Here is an 18255-nt window from a genome sequence, read left to right as displayed (position 1 = left end):
GCCGCCCGAGCGAAGGCTCGGGCGCTACATCACACTGCGACCGGGGCCGTCATCAACGGAACGGCATGCCGCGGCCGCCCATGGCGCCCATCATGCCCTTCATGCTGCGCAACATGCCCTTCATGCCACCGCCGGCCATCTTGCTCATCATCTTTTCCATCTGCATGTACTGCTTCATCAGCTTGTTGACGTCGGCCGGGGTCACGCCCGAACCCTTGGCGATGCGCGCGCGGCGCGAGCCGTTGAGCAGGTTCGGGTTGCGCCGTTCCTTCTTGGTCATCGAGCCGATGATGGCGATCATGCGCGGCACTTCCTTGCCCTGGCTGACCTGCTGCTTCAGGTGGTCGGGGATGTTGCCCAGGCCCGGCAGCTTGTCCATCAGGCCGCCGATGCCGCCCATGTTCTGCATCTGCTCGAGCTGGTCGCGCATGTCGTTCAGGTCGAACTTCTTTCCCTTCGCGACCTTCTCGGCCAGCTTGGCGGCCTTGTCCTTGTCGACCTGCTGCTCCACCTGCTCGACCAGCGACAGCACGTCGCCCATGTCGAGGATGCGGCTGGCGATGCGGTCCGGATGGAACACGTCCAGGCCTTCCGGCTTTTCGCTGACACCGACGAACTTGATCGGCTTGCCGGTGATGTAGCGCACGCTCAGCGCGGCACCGCCGCGGGCGTCACCGTCGGTCTTGGTCAGCACCACGCCGGTCAGCGGCAGCGCATCACCGAAGGCCTTGGCGGTGTTGGCCGCGTCCTGGCCGGTCATGGCGTCGACCACGAACAGGGTTTCGGCCGGGTTCACGGCAGCGTGCAGGGCCTTGATCTCGGCCATCATCGCTTCGTCGATGGCCAGGCGGCCGGCGGTATCGACCAGCAGCACGTCGACGAACGACTTGCGCGCGTCGTCGATGGCGGCGCGGACGATGGCCTCCGGCTTCTGGTCGGCGCTGGACGGGAAGAACAGCACGCCGACCTGCTCGGCCAGGGTCTTCAGCTGCTCGATCGCGGCCGGGCGGTAGACGTCGGCCGAAACCACCATCACCTTCTTCTTGCGCTTTTCCTTCAGGTGCTTGGCCAGCTTGCCCACCGTGGTGGTCTTGCCGGCGCCCTGCAGGCCCGCCATCAGGATGATGGCCGGAGCGGGCACATTGAGGTTCAGGTCGCTGGCCTCGGCACCCATCACCGCGGTCAGCTCGTCGCGCACGACCTTGATCAGGGCCTGGCCCGGGGTCAGCGACTTCAGCACTTCCTGGCCGACCGCGCGCACCTTGATGCGCTCGATCAGGGCCTGCACCACCGGCAGCGCGACGTCGGCTTCGAGCAGCGCGATGCGTACTTCGCGGGTCGCCTCGCGGATGTTCTCCTCGGTCAGGCGGCCGCGGCCACGCAGGCGCTCGATGGTGCCGGAAAGGCGCTGGGTCAGGGACTCGAACATGCGGCGCAACCTGTCTGAAAGCGGGGGACAATAAGGCAGACAGTATAACGGGTCCGGCTGTCCGCCCGGACTGCGACCACCGGGCCGTCGCCAGCATCACAGGGGTATGCGAAACTGCAACGATGACAATCGTTCTCATCGCCGTCCTGCTCTACCTGGCTGCCAGTGCCCTGCTGGTGCGCGCGCTCGGCCGCGATGAAAGCACCGGCCCCCCCACCTGGCTGTGGCCGGCCCTGCCAGCGATGCTGCTGCATGGCGGTTACCACGTGATGGTGGCGATGCGCACCAACGGCGGGCCGGACATGCACTTCTTCGCCGCGCTGTCGCTGGTCGGCCTGGGCATGGCCTGGCTGACCTCGCTGGTGGGCGCGCGCGGCCGCATGTCGGCGCTGGGCGTGGTGGTGTTCCCACTGGCCGCGGTACTGCTTCTGGCCTATCACGGCTACGGCCACGAGCCGAGCAAGGTGCTGGGCTGGCGCCTGGCCAGCCATGCCTGGCTGGCGCTGCTGGCCTACGCCACGCTGAGCATCGCCGCGCTGCTGGCGATCATGCTGTGGCTGCAGGAACGCGCCCTGCGCCGCCGCGAGTTCCGCCCGTGGCTGCGCGCGCTGCCACCGCTGGCCGACCTGGAATCGCTGCTGTTCCGGGTGATCACGGTCGGCTTCGCGCTGCTGACCCTGACCCTGGTCACCGGCGTGCTGTTCGTCGACGACCTGCTGGCGCAGAAGCTGGTGCACAAGACCGTGCTGAGCGTGCTGTCGTGGATCGTGTTCGGCGTGCTGATGATCGGCCGTCGCCGCTACGGCTGGCGCGGCATGAAGGCGGTGCACTGGACGCTGGCGGCAATGCTGTTGCTGCTGCTGGCGTTCTTCGGCAGCCAGTTCGTGATCGAACTGGTGTTCGGGCATTCGCGATAAAGGCATGCCGACCAACGGTCGGCACCCACCCCAACATCACCGGGTAGTGCCGGCCGCTGGCCGGCAACTGAACCGCACCATGCGCGGATGCTGCCGCCGATCAGGGAATCGACTGCGCCAGGATCTTCCGCACCGAGCGACCGCTGTTGGTGAGGATGTCATCGACCTGCCAGCAGCCCTGGCCCTGGCGCACCATCGGCAGACGGGTCACGTAGGCCTTCTTCCATACCGCATAGCGCATCTCGACCTGGCCGGCAGTGGCCGAGGCCTCTTTCCAGCGGTAACGCACCGGGGTTTCAATGTCGCCGTCCTGCGCATCCAGCCACGGGTCGGAATCGATCGTGCAGATGCCCTCTTCGCGCTGCTGGCAGGCACGCTCGCCACGCAGTGCCTTGCCGAACGCCGGGCTGACCAGCGCGGGCGGTGGCTCCAGCAGGTCACCATTGCCGGTCGTGGCCTCGAACAAGGCACGGGCAACGGCCATGGGTTCCTGGCAGGCCGGTGCGGCCTGCACGGTGGGGGCCAGCAGCAGCCCGGCGATCACGAACATCCCTGTCTTTCGCATGTATTCCATTCCCTGGGGGTGATGATGATCCGTTGTAGAGCCGAGCCCATGCTCGGCTGCTTTCCGCGTGGGCCGAGCGCAGGCTCGGCTCTACAGGAGCGTGCAGCTTACAGCCCGTAACGCTCGATCACGTCCAGGTGCGGCTGGCGGTCCTGGTCACAGGCTTCAGCCAGGCGCAGCCAGCAATGCGGATGCGGCCACGTCGCGGTGTGCTGCTGGAGGAAGCGGTGCAGCGCCAGCGGCGCATGGTCCTGCGGCTGGGCGACGGTGAACAGCAGGCCGGGCAGCGTGCCCTCCTCCCTATCGGGGTCGGTGACGGTGTAGTCCGGGCGGCTGTGCGACCACACCTTCCAACCCTGCGCTTCGGCCGCCTCGACGAAGGCGTTCCACGCCTCTTCGCCCGGGTGCGCGCCATCGATCATCCAGCTGCGGGCGAAGCCGCCGCGCTCCAGCACATGCACCTGCGCATAGGTCGGGATGAAATGCTCGCGCGCTTCCTCCTCCTCGGGTGCCGGATGCACCAGTGCGGCATCGAACACCACCCAGTCGCCCACCTGCTGGGCGCGGTTGGACGGCGCATTCTCGACGATGCGCGCGGTCACCGGGCCGCTGCGGCGGGCGTAGTACTCCATCGGCTCGCCGTTCTCTTCGCTGCGGATGATCACCCAGCCCCATGGCTCCTCGACCACACCTTCCTGGCTGGACAGCTCCATGCCGATCGCCGCGGCCGAGCGGCGCACCGCGTCCCAGTCGCGCGCCGCGCTGGCCGCACTCATGTGGTCCCAATGCGCGGCGTTCGGCTCGTCCAGCAGCTCCACCAACTGCGCATAGCAGGCCTGGGCCTCGCTGAAGCGGCCGGTTTCCATGTACATGCGCGCCAGCGTGCCGCGCGCGCCGTGCGAGCCCGGAGACAGCTCCAGAAGCGATCGGGCCGCCTGCTCCAGCGCCGGCCAGTCGGACACCCGGCGTGCGCGCTGCACGTCGCACCAGTGCGCGAACACCGGCACGCTGCTGCGGTAGACCTCGGCCAGCTGGCGCAGGCCGTCGTCGTCCCCCTGCTCGGCCAGCCAGCGCATCAGCGTGTAGGCTGCGGGACCATCGTTCTGCGCTTGGCTGCGTACGAACCGCCACAACAGCGCTCGCGCCTCGGCCTGCGCGCCGCAGGCGCTCAGCGCCGAGGCGGCCATCTCGGCCAAGGCCTCGTCATCGGGCAGCTGCGCCTGCGCCTGCAGCAACCACTGCGCCTCGCGCTCGGGGTCGCGCGCCTGGTTCTGTTCACCCTGCGCGTCCAGCCATGCCAGCAGCTCGCCGGCCGGCACCGGCAGCGGTGCGACATCCGGCAATGCATCGATGCGTGCCGCCAGGCCGGCCACCAGCGCTGCCGCCCCCCGGTCCTGGCGCAGCTGCGCCAGATGGGTGCGGGCCAGTTCCAGCTGGCGCAGCGCCACCCAGCGCGCACCACGCTGCAGGGCAAGCTCCAGGCTCAGCGCTGCCACTTCGATCAGCAGGCGATGCGATCCGACCCGGGCGAAGTGCTCGATGATCGTGTTGAAGCGCGTGCCCAGGTCCCACGTATTGCGCGCAGGGTCACGCTGGCACAGCGCTGCGGCGGTGTTCGCCCACAGCCGCCAGTAATTCGGGGTCAGCTCGCTCCACGGCACCAGCTGCTGCAGCGCTTCTTCGTCGCGGCCCAGCTGGGCCAACGCCCATGCCTTGGACAAGCGGCGCGGCACCGTGCAGTTGGCCGGCTCGTACTCCCCGGAGGCGGCCACTTCGGCTTCGCGCTTCTCGATCAGCGCCAGTGCCTCGTCGGCGCGGCCGACAGCGAGCAGGATCTTGATCTGCATCTCCGGGAAGCTGTCGAACACTTCCTTGCCACAGGCCTCCACGGCGTCGGCCTGCGCCTGCAGGTAATCCAGCGCCTCCTGGCCACGGCCATCGTCGAGCAGCGCATCGGCTTTCTCGCAGCTCAGGCACTGGAAGCAGGCCCAGCTGGGATCGATGCGGCCGAGGGTCTCGTCGCACACCTCGATGCGCTCGGGCACCCAGCCCGGGCCATCGATGTTGCCGTAGCAGGCGGCCAGGTCCTGGGTCACGCAGATCGACTGCGGGCATTCCAGGGTGTCTTCGCGGTGTGCCCGCTCGAACAGCGCAACGGCTTCGCCAAGCGCGCTCTCGCCTTCAACACGGTTGCCGACGCGGTTGCGCAGCGCCCAGTGGCCGACGTAGACGTCGACCCAGGGGTTGTCGAGCGCCTTGCCCAGTGCGCGTGCTTCGGGCAGCAGTGCATCGACGCGGTCGATCTGCAGTTCACTGACCTCGTCGGCGAGGCGGTTCAGCAGGTGCGCGTTCTGCGCCTGGCCGGCCTGGCGCAGGTCGCCCTGCAGTTTTTCGACCCAGTTCCAGATGTCCATGGGGTAAGTACTCCTGTCTAGCGAAGGCTGGATGAGAGGGCGCGGTGCTCAGCGCAGCATCTGCTGCAGGGCACCGGCGATATCGGCAAAGGCGCCGTTGAGATCCGGGCCCTGCGTGGCGGTCGTTGCCCGGGCCAAGGGACGGCCCTGCGCAGCGACGATGATCTTCAGCGAGCGCAGCAGGCGCGCCGCCGCTTCGGCCTGCGGGTGGCCCTCGCGCTGGGCGCGCAGCAGCGCCTGCACCGCCGGGTTGTCGAGGTTGAGGTACAGCCGCGAGGGTGCGCGCGATTCGATGCGTGCGGTGAACTGGCGCGCCAGGCGCAGCGCCGCCATCGAAACGCGCTTGTCGTTCTCGTCGTCTTCCAGGCGCTGCTTCAGTTCGGCCTCGCGGTCGGGCACCACCACCACCGGCAGTGCTTCCGGGCTGAAACGCGCCGGCAGCAGCTGCTCGCCATCACCCAGCTGTTCGCGCAGCCAGGCCAGCTGCGCGTCGTCGAGGCTGTCATCGCTGCGGAACAGTGCGCGATTGCCCTGCTCGGTGCCGAGTTCAACCAGGCGCAGGCCCTTGGCCTGGGCCCAGCGCCGCAGGAACGGCACCACCGCGTAACGATGGCCATGCGCGACCGGCACCCCCATCGCGCGGAACAGCATCTCTTCGAAGCCACCGCCATTGTCGAGGATGACATGCACGGCACCGCGCGCCGGCAGGGCACTGGCCGGCAGGTCGCCCTGCGAGGTCGGCACGCGCACATGCTCCATCAGCAGGTCGAACAGGCGGTCATCGCACAGCGCCGCGCCCAGCAGCGCCTCGTTGTGGCGGCTCAATACGCGTCGCCACGCCTCCGGCTGCTGCCGCGCAACGTCGGCCAGACCATCGATCAGCGCCTCCAGCAAGGCATGTTGCACAGCGCGGTACTGGTCATCGCGCTGCAGGTCTTCGCGGCTGGCGGTGGGAGTCAGCCGCGAGGATTCGATCACCCCGCCGATGAAGCCAGCCCACGGCGGCAGCAGGTCACGGGCATCGTCATCCAGCAGCATGCCGCGCACGAACACCGACAGGTTGCGGTTGTCGCTGGTGCCATAGGTGGCACCATCCTGCACCCACAGCAGGCCGGTGGCATCGCTGTTGCCGTCGGCACGCAGCGGCACGGTGACGATCGGCTCGAAATCGTGCTCGAAGCGCGCGGCGAACTGCAGTGCCTGGCGGCGTGCCTGCACCGGGTGCACGGCCACGTCACCCTGCCCCCGCCACGGCGGCGGCTCGGGGTTGAGCGCTTCGGTCGCAGCACCGATGAAGATCGGTTCGGACAGCAGCGCGCAGTAGCGGCCCAGCACCTCGTGCAGGCGCGCCTCGTTGGCCAGCGGCAGGAAGTCCGGATGCAGCTCCAGTTCCACCTCGGTGCCGACCGCACGTGCCGGCACTTCGCTGACGGTGTACTGCTCGGCATTGCTGGACACGTACAGATGGCCCAGCTCCGGCGTCTGGTACGAGGTGGTACGCACGCTGACCCGGCGCGCCAGCACGAAGGCCGACAGGAAGCCGAGGCCGAACATGCCGATCAGGCCTTCATCATCCTCGCCGCCCTGGCGCAGGCCACGGGTATAGCCGACGCCGACGGTGGCCAGGTAGTCGTGGATCTCCTGGCGGGTCAGGCCGGCACCGGTATCGGTGATGCGCAGCACGCCGGCACCGGCATCGACCTGCACCGAAATGCGCGAAGGCACCTCGACGCCGGGCTGCTCGATGCGGCGGCGGATGATCGAGTCGTGCGCGTTCTGCACCAGCTCACGCAGCGCCACCACCGGGGTGGAATACAGGTGCTTGCCCAGCACCGTCATCAGTCCATTGAGATCGACCCCGGCACGACGGATCTCGGCGTTGGGGGCGGTGAGCGCGGTGTCCTGCATGTAATCGTTTACTCCTGGGCACGGAAAGGCGCCAGAGGGCGCCTTCGTCGAGCGGGAAAAACTAGCACAGCCAGCCTGACCGTTGCCGTATATGACGTATGTAGAGGCAGGCCCCGCAGCAGCCCCCCATGCCTCACGCCGCGTCGATGGCCTCGGACAGGCGCTCCACCGCGATCACTTCCATGCCTTTCACCGATCCGCCCTTGGGCGCATTGGCCTTGGGCACGATGGCGCGCTTGAAGCCATGGGTGGCGGCCTCGCGCAGGCGGTCTTCGCCATTGGGCACCGGTCGGATCTCACCGGACAGGCCCACCTCGCCGAACGCAATCGTCTTTTCCGCCAGCGGCCGGTCCTGCAGCGAGGACAATACGGCCAGCAGCACCGGCAGGTCGGCGGCGGTTTCCTGCACGCGGATGCCACCGACCACGTTGACGAACACGTCCTGGTCGCCGACCAGCACGCCACCGTGGCGATGCAGTACCGCCAGCAGCATGGCCAGGCGGTTCTGCTCCAGGCCGACCGCGACACGGCGCGGATTCGACAGCGGCGACGCATCGACCAGCGCCTGCACCTCCACCAGCAGCGGCCGGGTGCCCTCGCGGGTGACCATCACGCAGCTGCCCGGCTGATGGGTGCTGCCGCCGGACAGGAAGATCGCCGATGGGTTGGAGACCTCCTTCAGGCCCTTGTCGCCCATCGCGAACACGCCCAGTTCGTTGACCGCACCGAAGCGGTTCTTGAACGCGCGCAGCAGGCGGAAGCGGCTGCCGCTCTCGCCCTCGAAATACAGCACCGCGTCGACCATGTGCTCGAGCACGCGCGGGCCGGCGATGCCGCCCTCCTTGGTCACGTGGCCGACCAGGAACACGGCGGTGCCGGTCTCCTTGGCGAACCGTACCAGCCGCGCCGCGCTCTCGCGCACCTGGCTGACCGATCCCGGCGCAGCGGTCAGGCTCTCGGTCCACAGGGTCTGCACGGAGTCGGCCACGATCAGCCGCGGGCCGGCCTTGGACGCATGCTGCAGGATCGATTCGACCCCGGTCTCGGCCAGCGCGTTGACCCCGTCCAGCGGCAGCTCCAGGCGGTGCGCGCGGCCGGCGACCTGCGCCAGCGATTCCTCGCCAGTGACGTACAGCACCGGCAGTTCGGCCGCCATCTTCGCCACCGCCTGCAGCAGCAGGGTCGACTTGCCGATGCCCGGATCGCCACCGACCAGCACCACCGCGCCCTCGACCAGGCCGCCGCCCAGCACCCGGTCGAACTCGCCGATGCCGGTGGAGACCCGGCGATGCTCGGTCTGCTCCACGTCCTTCAGGGCGGTGATCTTCGGCGGGTCGATCTTGCCGGCCCAGCCGGCCCGGCGCGAAGCCGGCGCCTTGGCCGCCGCCGCGCTTTCCAGCACGATCTCCGACAGCGAGTTCCAGGCGTTGCACTCGGTGCACTGGCCCTGCCACTTGCTGAATTCGGCGCCGCATTCATTGCAGACGTAGGCGGTGCGGGCTTTTGCCATCGGATGATTTCCAGCAACGGGAACAGGCGTGGCAGGATAGCCGAGCCGGGTCGCAGGTGCTGCGACCACTCAAGTCCTGCCCACCTGCGCCGATAGGGGTCGCGGGCGTGCGCCTTGCGGGCGCCCCTCCCTCCCCCACTGGATTCATCATGACTGGCAGCTACAGTCAGAGCCTGGTCATCATCTCCCTGCTGGTGGCCATTCTTGCTTCGTACACGGCGCTGGACATGGCCGGGCGCCTGGCCACGGCCGAGGGTCGCGTGGCCCGCTGGTGGCTGGCCGGCGGCGCGGCGGCCATGGGCCTGGGTATCTGGTCGATGCACTTCATCGGCATGCTCGCCTTCGACCTGCCGATTCCGGTGGGTTACGACCTTGGCATCACCCTGTACTCGCTGGCGGTCTCGATCGGCGCCTCGGCCTATGCGCTGTGGCTGGTGTCGCGGCCCAGCCTGCCGTGGCGCCGGCTGCTGGCCGGGGCCGTGCTGATGGGCCTGGGCATCGCCACCATGCACTACCTGGGCATGGCGGCGATGCGCATGCAGCCGGGCATCGACTACCACCCGGGCTGGTTTGCCGCCTCCATCGCGGTGGCCATCGGTGCCGCCGGCGCCGCACTGTGGATCGCCTTCCGCCTGCGCGCCGAGCGGCGCAACACCCTGCTGCTGCGCGCGCTTGCTTCGCTGGTGATGGGCTTGGCCATCGTCGGCATGCATTACACCGGCATGGCGGCGGCGCGCTTCCCCGAAGGCAGCATCTGTGGCGCCGTCGGCAGTGGCGGCATCGACACGCGCTGGCTGGCGGTGCTGGTGATCGTCACCACCGTGGCCACGCTGGGCATCGCTCTGGTCGCCTCGCTGTTCGACCGGCAGATGCGCGTGCGCACCGGTCTGCTGGCCGATTCGCTGGCGCACGCCAACGACAAGCTGATCCAGGCCGCGCTGCACGACCCGTTGACCCAGCTGCCCAACCGCATGCTGCTGCAGGACCGCATCGAGCAGGCCATCGAGAAGGCGCGGCGCCGCAACCATGCAGTGGCGGTGATGTTCTGCGACCTGGACGGCTTCAAGGCGGTCAATGATGCGTACGGCCACCAGCTCGGCGACCGCCTGCTGGTGGCGGTGGCACAGCGCATCGGCGGCCAGCTGCGACCGCAGGATACCTTGGCCCGCCTCGGCGGCGATGAGTTCGTGATCGTGCTGGCCATCGACATTCCCGACGATGCGGTGGTGGTGGCCGAGCGCATCATCGCCGCGGCCGGCGAACCGTTCCTGCTGGATGCGGCCGAACTGCAGGTCAGCGCCAGCCTTGGCATTGCCCTGTACCCGGATGACGCCGGCAACGAGCGCGAGCTGATGGCCCACGCCGATGCGGCGATGTACCACACCAAGGAAACCGGGCGGAACGGCTACACCTTCTTCACCCCGTCGATGCAGCTCAGTGCCAACCGCCAGCTGCGCCTGCTGCAGGACCTGCGCAAGGCCATCGCCCGCGACGAACTGATCCTGCATTACCAGCCCAAGTTCCCTGCCGCCGGCGCACCGGCCACCGGGGCCGAAGCGCTGCTGCGCTGGCAGCACCCGGAGCTGGGACTGCTGGCGCCGGACGTGTTCATCCCCATTGCCGAGCGCAGCGGCCTGATCCTGCCGATCGGTGACTGGGTATTGGACCGCGCCTGTGCGCAGCTGCGGGCATGGCACCAGGCCGGGCATACGGAATGGACAATGGCGGTGAACCTCTCGCCGCTGCAGTTCGCCTCGCCGGCACTGCTGGACAGCGTGCGCGAGGTGCTGCACCGGCACCGGATCGAACCGGCGCGGCTGACCCTGGAGATCACCGAGACCACGGCGATGAAGGACGTCGATGCCAGCCTCGCGATTCTCAACGACCTGACCGCGATGGGCGTGCACATCGCCATCGATGATTTCGGCACCGGCTATTCCAGCCTGCTGTACCTCAAGCGCATGCCGGCCACCGAACTGAAGATCGACCGTGCGTTCGTGCACGACCTGGAGCGCAATGACGAGGACGCCGCCATCGTCTCGTCGATCATCGCGCTGGGCCGCACCCTGCAGCTGCAGGTGGTGGCCGAGGGCGTGGAGACGCAGGCGCAGCGCGAGTACCTGAGCGAACTGGGGTGTGATCAGTTGCAGGGTTACCACCTGGGTCGACCGATGGACGCCGAGGAATTCCTGCGCCGGGTGGGGTGAGGCGCCAGGTCCGGGGTCAGATCCCTTGCCGCAGGCAAGGGATCTGACCCCATCCACGCATGGCGTGGATCTCCTGGTAGAGCCGGCCGCTGGCCGGCTTCGCGTAATTGCCGGCCAGCGGCCGGCACTACCAGCCTGGTGGGTGCACGAAACGCGCAACCACAGCAAACAGAAAGGCCGCCCGAGGGCGGCCTTTCTGCGTGGCAACGTCGCGAGGACGTCAGTGCATCATGTGCACGTTCATGTTGTGCATGACCCACAGGGTGCCGATCACGATGATGCCGATCACCACAACGGTGAAGGCCGCAGCGTTGACGTTCCAGCGGCTTTCCGAAGAGCGGTCCAGATGCAGGAAGAACACCAGGTGGACCAGCATCTGCAGCACCGCGGTGACCGCTATCACCACACCGTTGACGGTGCGCGAGAAATCACCCGACATCACCATCCAGAACGGGATGACGGTCAGCACCACCGCCAGCACGAAGCCGATCAGGTACGACTTCACGCTGCCGTGGCTTTCGCCGCCGGTGCCGTGGTCGTGTGCGTGGTTGTCATGTGCCATTACAGCGCTCCATTGAGGTAGACGACGGAGAACACGCCGATCCAGATCAGGTCCAGGAAGTGCCAGAACAGGCTCAGGCACGCCATGCGGGTCTTGTTGGTCGGGGTCAGGCCGTACTTCTTCAGCTGCACGAACATCACCAGCAGCCACAGCAGGCCGGCGCTGACGTGCAGGCCGTGGGTGCCGACCAGGGCGAAGAACGCCGACAGGAAGGCACTGCGGTCCGGACCGTAGCCCTGATGGATCAGGTGCTGGAACTCATAGACTTCCATGCACATGAAGCCGAAGCCCAGCAGCCAGGTAACCGCCAGCCACAGGAACATCTGGCCAACCTGCTTGCGGTGCATGGCGATCATGCCCAGGCCGAAGGTCAGCGACGAGGTCAGCAGCAGCGCGGTTTCCCACGCCACGAACGGCAGTTCGAACAGGTCCTTCGCGGTCGGGCCACCATCGGTACCGCCTGCCAGCACCACGTAGGTGGCGAACAGCGAGGCGAAGATGAGGCAGTCGCTCATCAGGTACACCCAGAAACCGAAGACGGTGTTGCCGCCGGTGTCGTGGTGCTCGTGGTCGTCATGGCCATGGGCCGCCGCGTGCGCGGCGTGCCCGTGGCTCAGGGTCGAGGTATTGGTGCTCATGCCTTCAGCTCCGACTTCACCAGGCCCTGGGCTTCCAGGTGCTTGCGGTGTTCGTTCTCGATGCGTTCCACCTCGGCGGCCGGGACCCAGTAGTCCACGTCCTGGTCGAAGGTGCGGTAGATGAACGTGGCGATCATGCCGACGAAGCCGACGATGGCCAGCCACCAGATGTGCCAGATCATCGCGAAGCCGAACACCAGGCTGAAGGCACCGATGACAACGCCCGTGCCGGTGTTGCGCGGCATGTGGATGTCGGTGTACTTGGCCGGCTTCGGCCAGGCTTCACCGCGCTGCTTGCGCTCCCAGAAATCGTCCAGCTCGGTGACTTCCGGCAGCGTGCCGAAGTTGTAGAAGGCCGGCGGCGAAGAGGTTTCCCACTCCAGCGTACGGGCATCCCACGGGTCGCCGGTCAGGTCGACGGTCTTCTTGCGGTCGCGGATCGAGACGGCCACCTGGATGATCTGGCACAGGATGCCGGCGCCAACGATGAAGGCACCTGCGGCGGCGATCAGCAGCAGCGGTTCATAGGCCGGGTTGACCGTGCTCTGCAGGCGACGGGTCATGCCCATGAAGCCCAGCACGTACATCGGCATGAAGGTCACGTAGAAGCCGATGAACCAGCACCAGAACGCGCACTTGCCCCAGAACTCATTGAGGCGGAAGCCGAACATCTTCGGCCACCAGTAGGTGATGCCGGCGAACATGCCGAACACCACGCCGCCGATGATGACGTTGTGGAAGTGGGCGATCAGGAACAGGCTGTTGTGCAGCACGAAGTCGATGGCCGGGATCGCCAGCATCACGCCGGTCATGCCGCCGATGACGAAGGTGACCATGAAGCCGATGGTCCACAGCACCGGGGTGGTGAAGTGCACGCGGCCGCGGAACATGGTGAACAGCCAGTTGAAGATCTTCACGCCGGTCGGGATCGAGATGATCATCGTCGTGATGCCGAAGAAGGCATTGACGTTGGCACCGGAGCCCATGGTGAAGAAGTGGTGCAGCCACACGATGAACGACAGCACGCCGATGCAGGCGGTGGCGTAGACCATGCCCTTGTAGCCGAACAGCGCCTTGCGCGAGAAGGTCGCGATGACTTCGGAGAACACACCGAACGCCGGCAGGACCAGGATGTACACCTCCGGGTGACCCCAGATCCAGATCAGGTTGATGTACAGCATGGCGTTGCCGCCACCGTCATTGGTGAAGAAGTGGGTACCCAGGTAACGGTCCAGGGTCAGCAGCACCAGGGTGATGGTCAGCACCGGGAAGGCAGCGACGATCAGCACGTTGGTCACCAGGGCGGTCCAGGTGAACACCGGCATCTGCATCAGCTTCATGCTGGGGGTACGCATCTTCAGGATGGTGATGAAGAAGTTGATACCGCTCAGCGTGGTACCCAGGCCTGCGACCTGTAGACCCCAGATGTAGTAGTCCATGCCGACGCTTGGACTGTATTCGATGCCCGACAGTGGCGGGAATGCCAGCCAGCCGGTGGCAGCGAACTCACCGATCCACAGCGACAGCATGATCAGCACCGCACCGGACACGAACAGCCAGAAGCTGAGCGAGTTGACGAACGGGAACGCGACGTCGCGCGCACCGATCTGCAGCGGCACGGCCAGGTTCATCAGGCCGGTGATCAGCGGCATCGCCACGAAGAAGATCATGATCACGCCGTGGGCGGTGAAGATCTGGTCGTAGTGGTGCGGCGGCAGGTAGCCCTCGGAGCCACCGACGGCGATGGCCTGCTGGGTACGCATCATGATGGCGTCGGAGAAACCGCGCAGCAGCATGACGAAGGCGACGATGAGGTACATCACGCCGATCTTCTTGTGATCCACCGAGGTGAACCACTCCTTCCACAGATAGCCCCACAGCTTGAACTTGGTGATCAGGGCGACGACGCCCAGGCCACCAAGAACCGCGCCGATCAACGTCGTCAGGACGATCGGATCGTGGGGGATCGACTCAAGAGAGAGTTTTCCCAACATGTTCATTCTCCCGAACCCGCGTGGCCGGCATGGCCTGCATGTTCGTGTTCGTTGGCATCCAGGTTTTCACCCGATTCCTTGGAATCATGCGCGTCACTGGGGGCATGGCCCTCGTGCGCTTCATGGGTGGCGGCATCGGCAGCGGCGGCACCGGCATGCGAGTGCTTCATGCCGTAATGCTTGTTGTCGCCCATGTGCTTGGCGATGACCCAGTCGAACAGGCCTTCTTCGGTCTTGCCGAAGTAGGTGACCGGATACCACTCGGCGTTGCGTGCTTCACCCAGCGCCTTGAACGAGGCCTTGTCCAGGGTCTGCTCACCGGCGCGGACCTGGTCCAGCCACTGGCGGTATTCGGCATCGGTGACCGAGTAGGCGGTGAAGTGCATCTTGGCGAAGCCCGCGCCGCTGTAGTGCGAGGACATGCCCGGGAATTCGCCGGTCTCGTTGGCGATCAGGTGGAGCTTGGTCTCCATCGCAGCCATCGAGTAGATCATGCTGCCCAGGTGCGGGATGAAGAACGCATTCATCACCGAATCGGACGTGATCTTGAAGTTCAGCGGCGTGTTGACCGGGAACTTGATTTCGTTGACGACCGCCACCTTCTCTTCCGGATAGATGAACAGCCACTTCCAGTCCAGCGAGATCGCCTCGATGGTGACCGGCTTGACGTCCGAATCCAGCGGACGATACGGGTCCAGTGCGTGCGACGAACGCCAGGTCAGGACCGCCAGCACCAGCACGATCATGCAGGGAATGGACCACACCACCACCTCGATCGCCGTCGAGTGGGACCACTTCGGCTCGTAACGGGCCTTGGTGTTGGAGGCGCGATACTTCCACGCGAACGTCAGGGTCATGATGATGACCGGGATGACGACCAGCAGCATGAGCACGGTGGCTGTGATCAGCAGGGTCTTCTCATCCTGGCCGATCTGGCCCTTCGGACTGAGGATGGCCACCGCATCGCAACCGGTGAGCATCACCAGCAACGACAGCAGCAGGCCCGGGCGCAACCAGCGCCCAAGGGTTTTCAACGGAATCATCGGTCGATCCAATTGCGAGGGAATGCCGTTCCCCGTCCCTGCCTGTTCCGGCCAAAAGCCGGTCCCACCGGTCCGGAAGACAGGCAGGGAGGTGGGGTCGAGTCAGCCTTTCAATTTTAGGCCGTCACCCACCATTTAAGAAAGGCATTGACATTGATCGAGCGCAGGAAAGGCCCGATTCTGGCTGCGACACGTTGTCGCACCGCGCAGGTGTGACGGGCGCATGACCCAGGACTGCGTCGCGGCCCCGCGCGCTCGTGGGGCCATTCGCCCTCGTTCGGCAAAGTCACCTGAACCGGTTCAGCGTACTGGCGGGTGCCTGGCGTGGGATGCTCTGCACAGGAGGAGGCCCCCGATGGACAAGATCGACTTCAAGAAGCGCGACCGGGCGCTCTATCAACCGCCCGCCGGCAGGTTCGTACCGGTCGATGTGCCGCCCCTGCCCTACGTGATGGTCGATGGTCGCGGCGACCCGAACACGGCCCCCGCCTACCTGCAGGCCGTGCAGTGGCTGTATTCGGTGAGCTATGCATTGAAGTTTGCGCTGAAGGCCGAAGGGCGCGACTACGTGGTGCCACCGCTGGAGGCGCTGTGGAGCGCCGAGGACCCGGCCAGCTTCATCGCGCGACGCAAGGACGAGTGGGCCTGGACCGTAATGATCCGCACGCCCGAGGGCATCGGCCCTACGCAGTGGCAGGCCGCGATCAGCAAGGCGCGCGCGAAGCTGGGGGATGCGCCGCCCAGCCTCCGCAATGAAATCCTTGCCGAGGGCCCCAGCCTGCAGACCTTGCACGTGGGCGCCTACGACGACGAAGGCCCCGTCCTGGCGCATCTGCATGAGGAAGTGATGCCCGCACTGGGTTACACCTTCGCCGGCCCCCATCATGAGATCTACCTGAGCGACCCGCGCAGGACCGACGCGGCGCGGTTGAAAACCGTGCTGCGGCAGCCGGTGCGGCCGATCAAGCCTGATGAGGATTCCGGCACATGACACAAGGAATGCCATGCACCTGATCAACCGACTGCTGCACTGGACCACCCTGCCCGCCGGGCGCCGCCTGATGGCCGTGCTGGGTGCCGCGCTGGTGATCGTGCTGGCCTGCAATCCGGATCTGCTGCCGTTGTTGCCGGTGGTGGATGCGCTGGGCCTGGACGTACTGATGCTGTTGCTGGGTGCGCAGGTGGTGGCGGTCCTGCCTTGGGTGCGGGAGCGGGCCGCGCGTGGGATCAGGGTGCTCGCACACCTGCTGATCGGTGCATCGGCGGGAGCAGCGGGTGGTTATCTCCGGCAGCTCGCGTGGTGGCTGGCACGGGATGCGGGGATGACGAGACGTTGCTGAAGGCTTGCAGCCTTCAGTGAGGTCACCATCCTATGATAACCGGCGGGCGCAAACAAAAAGCCCCGACCAAAGGCCGGGGCTTTTCACTACAACTGGTGCCGGAAACAGGAGTCGAACCTGCGACCTACGCATTACGAATGCGCCGCTCTACCAACTGAGCTATTCCGGCCTAGCTGGACATTGTAGGACTACAAGCAACATGCGGTCAATGGCTGCGCATCTACCCTCTTCATGGGCCAACAAGCCGCTACCAGCTACTGATAGTGGCTTTCACGGATGACCTTGGAACATCGCTGGTCGAGATCAACATGAAATGACTTCAGTCCACCTTCTGGCAGCAGAACCCTGTCATGGACGTGCTGGACTGAGAAGCCAATATCTGCGGTGCCGGAAGACTCCTCCGCAATGCGATACATCTCCCGTTTCCATCCCCTCGTCTCTTGGACGTAAGTCTCGATTGTCGTCACGCATCTTTCTAGCCCTTCCAACCCCTTCTCACCTCGGGGCTCCTTCGCTGCACAGCCGCCTGCCATCAGCAATGAAAACAGCAGCCCCACTTTCAAGATGACTGAGCGTTTCATCTGCGTCCCTCCATGATAGGTACGAACTCATAACCCTCATGACTTCTAATCATCCCAGGCACTCCCATTTCTTCAAGGAACTGATAGTCATACCCGTTAGCTGCAGGGCGATAACCCTCTTCCCGAGTATTCGGGTGAGTATGGAAGAATCCTATAACTCGGCAACCACACTGAAACTCTGAAGGCTTGAAAAGCACATCCTGCCCCATTTGAGCACGAGTACCAGGTTGAGCACGAATCAATTGAGGGGCGCCAACCAGGTTCGGAGCCACGATCCACCCTCCTTGTTCCCGCTTCAGCGATCCAGGTTGCCCCCACAATACAGTTGGCGCATCGGGGTTGGAGTCCTGCCAAGCTCGCTCCATCTGCCGCTTCAGCCCAGGATCTCTCGTCCAAGCAGGATCAGTCGATTGCGGAGAGCGACCGTAACTTGGTGACGCCGAAGTTGACTGCCTGCTTCCCACTGCCCCCGTGCCCATCGTTCCTCGACCTGCAGAAGAACCACCGTATGCCCCCTGCTCCAACTGGCAGTCAGTGTCTTTGCCACATGCTCGCCGGCCATCGGGATCAAAGTAGCGATATGGGTTCGAATTGGCATACCTGTAGCGTCCGAATGCTCCCACCGAATCGCTTTGGGGCGACACCGGATCCACACTAAGGAACACACCAAGGATTGGATCCATATACCGCTGCTGCATGTAACTCAAGCCCTTCGAAGCATCACTCACGTGCCCTGCATAGCCAGGCCCATCAGCAACGGACCCACCAACCACGGCGCCATAGGGCTCATAGGTGGTACGCCGGATAACGCTGCCAGCCGCGTCAGTCTCAGCGACCGGTGACCCTAACGCATCGGTATGGATATAGGTAATCGTCTCCGCAGCAGCCTGATTGAACAGTCCACCCAGAATCAGCGCGGCCCCACCTACGGTTCGACTCACCAGCATCTTCATTCCTGCGTTCATCGCGCCCACCTCAGTTCGACCAGGCCGAGCACGCCTGCGCGTTGCAGGCACGCACCTTGTAACCACCCTGGCAGCGCGTATCGAGGTCGTAGCCGATGCCTTCTGCCCTATAGGTCGCGCCGCCGCTGCTTGAACGCATGTTGTAGTAGGTGGCACCCGGCGACGCATTCCAGATGACCGAG

The 18255-nt window shown here is 65.7% G+C and carries 15 protein-coding genes and 1 tRNA gene; 4 read left to right on the top strand and 12 right to left on the bottom strand.

Translation table 11 applies throughout. The features are described 5' to 3' along the window. Nucleotides 1-52 precede the first annotated feature (52 nt). Entirely contained in the window at nucleotides 53-1429 is a 1377-nt protein-coding gene (ffh, locus tag AC5P56_RS13460) for a signal recognition particle protein (protein ID WP_014036403.1), read from the bottom strand. A gap of 122 nt (nucleotides 1430-1551) precedes the next feature. Between ffh and AC5P56_RS13455 the strand changes: the two genes are divergently transcribed. Continuing rightward, the gene (locus AC5P56_RS13455) at nucleotides 1552-2346 is read left to right on the top strand and encodes a cytochrome C assembly family protein (RefSeq protein ID WP_495231731.1); all 795 of its coding nucleotides are present in this window, start codon (nucleotides 1552-1554) and stop codon (nucleotides 2344-2346) included. 100 nt (nucleotides 2347-2446) lie between these two features. On the opposite strand, the gene AC5P56_RS13450 is transcribed toward AC5P56_RS13455, so the two are convergent. The 4 genes from AC5P56_RS13450 to radA form a co-directional block, all read right to left on the bottom strand. After that, on the bottom strand, nucleotides 2447-2911 hold the full coding sequence (locus AC5P56_RS13450; protein ID WP_197621721.1) for a YqhG/Tai3 family protein: 465 nt from the start codon (nucleotides 2909-2911) through the stop codon (nucleotides 2447-2449). 107 nt (nucleotides 2912-3018) lie between these two features. Beyond that, entirely contained in the window at nucleotides 3019-5325 is a 2307-nt protein-coding gene (locus AC5P56_RS13445; RefSeq protein ID WP_495231730.1) for a tetratricopeptide repeat protein, read from the bottom strand. A 48-nt stretch (nucleotides 5326-5373) separates the two neighbouring features. Further along, on the bottom strand, nucleotides 5374-7233 hold the full coding sequence (locus AC5P56_RS13440) for an ATP-binding protein (protein WP_481441982.1): 1860 nt from the start codon (nucleotides 7231-7233) through the stop codon (nucleotides 5374-5376). Nucleotides 7234-7366: 133 nt separating this feature from the next. Beyond that, a complete protein-coding gene (gene radA / locus AC5P56_RS13435; protein ID WP_014646395.1) occupies nucleotides 7367-8743 on the bottom strand; it encodes a DNA repair protein RadA in 1377 nt (458 codons plus the stop codon). A gap of 149 nt (nucleotides 8744-8892) precedes the next feature. Here radA and AC5P56_RS13430 point away from each other — a divergent pair, with 149 nt between their 5' ends. Further along, the gene (locus AC5P56_RS13430) at nucleotides 8893-10950 is read left to right on the top strand and encodes a putative bifunctional diguanylate cyclase/phosphodiesterase (protein WP_049404407.1); all 2058 of its coding nucleotides are present in this window, start codon (nucleotides 8893-8895) and stop codon (nucleotides 10948-10950) included. A gap of 220 nt (nucleotides 10951-11170) precedes the next feature. Here AC5P56_RS13430 and cyoD read toward each other — a convergent pair whose 3' ends face one another. Genes cyoD through cyoA form a run of 4 tightly spaced genes read right to left on the bottom strand, consistent with a single transcriptional unit; the run spans nucleotide 11171 to nucleotide 15187 of the window. Next, on the bottom strand, nucleotides 11171-11512 hold the full coding sequence (gene cyoD / locus AC5P56_RS13425; RefSeq protein ID WP_005415725.1) for a cytochrome o ubiquinol oxidase subunit IV: 342 nt from the start codon (nucleotides 11510-11512) through the stop codon (nucleotides 11171-11173). Then, nucleotides 11512-12150: a cytochrome o ubiquinol oxidase subunit III gene (gene cyoC, locus AC5P56_RS13420; RefSeq protein WP_014646393.1), complete on the bottom strand. Its 639-nt coding sequence runs from the start codon at nucleotides 12148-12150 to the stop codon at nucleotides 11512-11514. Before cyoC ends, cyoD begins: the two co-directional genes overlap by 1 nt. Next, on the bottom strand, nucleotides 12147-14144 hold the full coding sequence (gene cyoB / locus AC5P56_RS13415; RefSeq protein WP_032956371.1) for a cytochrome o ubiquinol oxidase subunit I: 1998 nt from the start codon (nucleotides 14142-14144) through the stop codon (nucleotides 12147-12149). Before cyoB ends, cyoC begins: the two co-directional genes overlap by 4 nt. Before the next feature lie 2 nt (nucleotides 14145-14146). Then, nucleotides 14147-15187 carry a ubiquinol oxidase subunit II gene (gene cyoA / locus AC5P56_RS13410; protein ID WP_014646391.1) on the bottom strand — a complete coding sequence of 347 codons (1041 nt, stop codon included), beginning with the start codon at nucleotides 15185-15187 and terminating at the stop codon, nucleotides 14147-14149. A 355-nt stretch (nucleotides 15188-15542) separates the two neighbouring features. Between cyoA and AC5P56_RS13405 the strand changes: the two genes are divergently transcribed. After that, nucleotides 15543-16178, top strand: a complete 636-nt coding sequence (locus AC5P56_RS13405) for a GyrI-like domain-containing protein (RefSeq protein WP_142234422.1) — start codon at nucleotides 15543-15545, stop codon at nucleotides 16176-16178. A gap of 13 nt (nucleotides 16179-16191) precedes the next feature. Beyond that, the gene (locus tag AC5P56_RS13400; protein WP_014646389.1) at nucleotides 16192-16527 is read left to right on the top strand and encodes a hypothetical protein; all 336 of its coding nucleotides are present in this window, start codon (nucleotides 16192-16194) and stop codon (nucleotides 16525-16527) included. A gap of 93 nt (nucleotides 16528-16620) precedes the next feature. Here the strand turns inward: AC5P56_RS13400 and AC5P56_RS13395 are convergent. From AC5P56_RS13395 to AC5P56_RS13385, 3 genes are all read right to left on the bottom strand, one after another. Further along, a tRNA-Thr gene (locus AC5P56_RS13395) sits at nucleotides 16621-16696 on the bottom strand. Between the two features lie 85 nt (nucleotides 16697-16781). Continuing rightward, on the bottom strand, nucleotides 16782-17108 hold the full coding sequence (locus AC5P56_RS13390; RefSeq protein WP_041863164.1) for a hypothetical protein: 327 nt from the start codon (nucleotides 17106-17108) through the stop codon (nucleotides 16782-16784). Beyond that, entirely contained in the window at nucleotides 17105-18055 is a 951-nt protein-coding gene (locus AC5P56_RS13385; RefSeq protein ID WP_495231771.1) for an RHS repeat domain-containing protein, read from the bottom strand. Before AC5P56_RS13385 ends, AC5P56_RS13390 begins: the two co-directional genes overlap by 4 nt. Nucleotides 18056-18255 lie beyond the last annotated feature (200 nt).

It is taken from the genome of Stenotrophomonas sp. YJH_SMC_131, from assembly GCF_059367975.1.
Note: the sequence above shows the minus strand (reverse complement) of the source record. Positions and strands in the feature narration are given on the sequence as shown.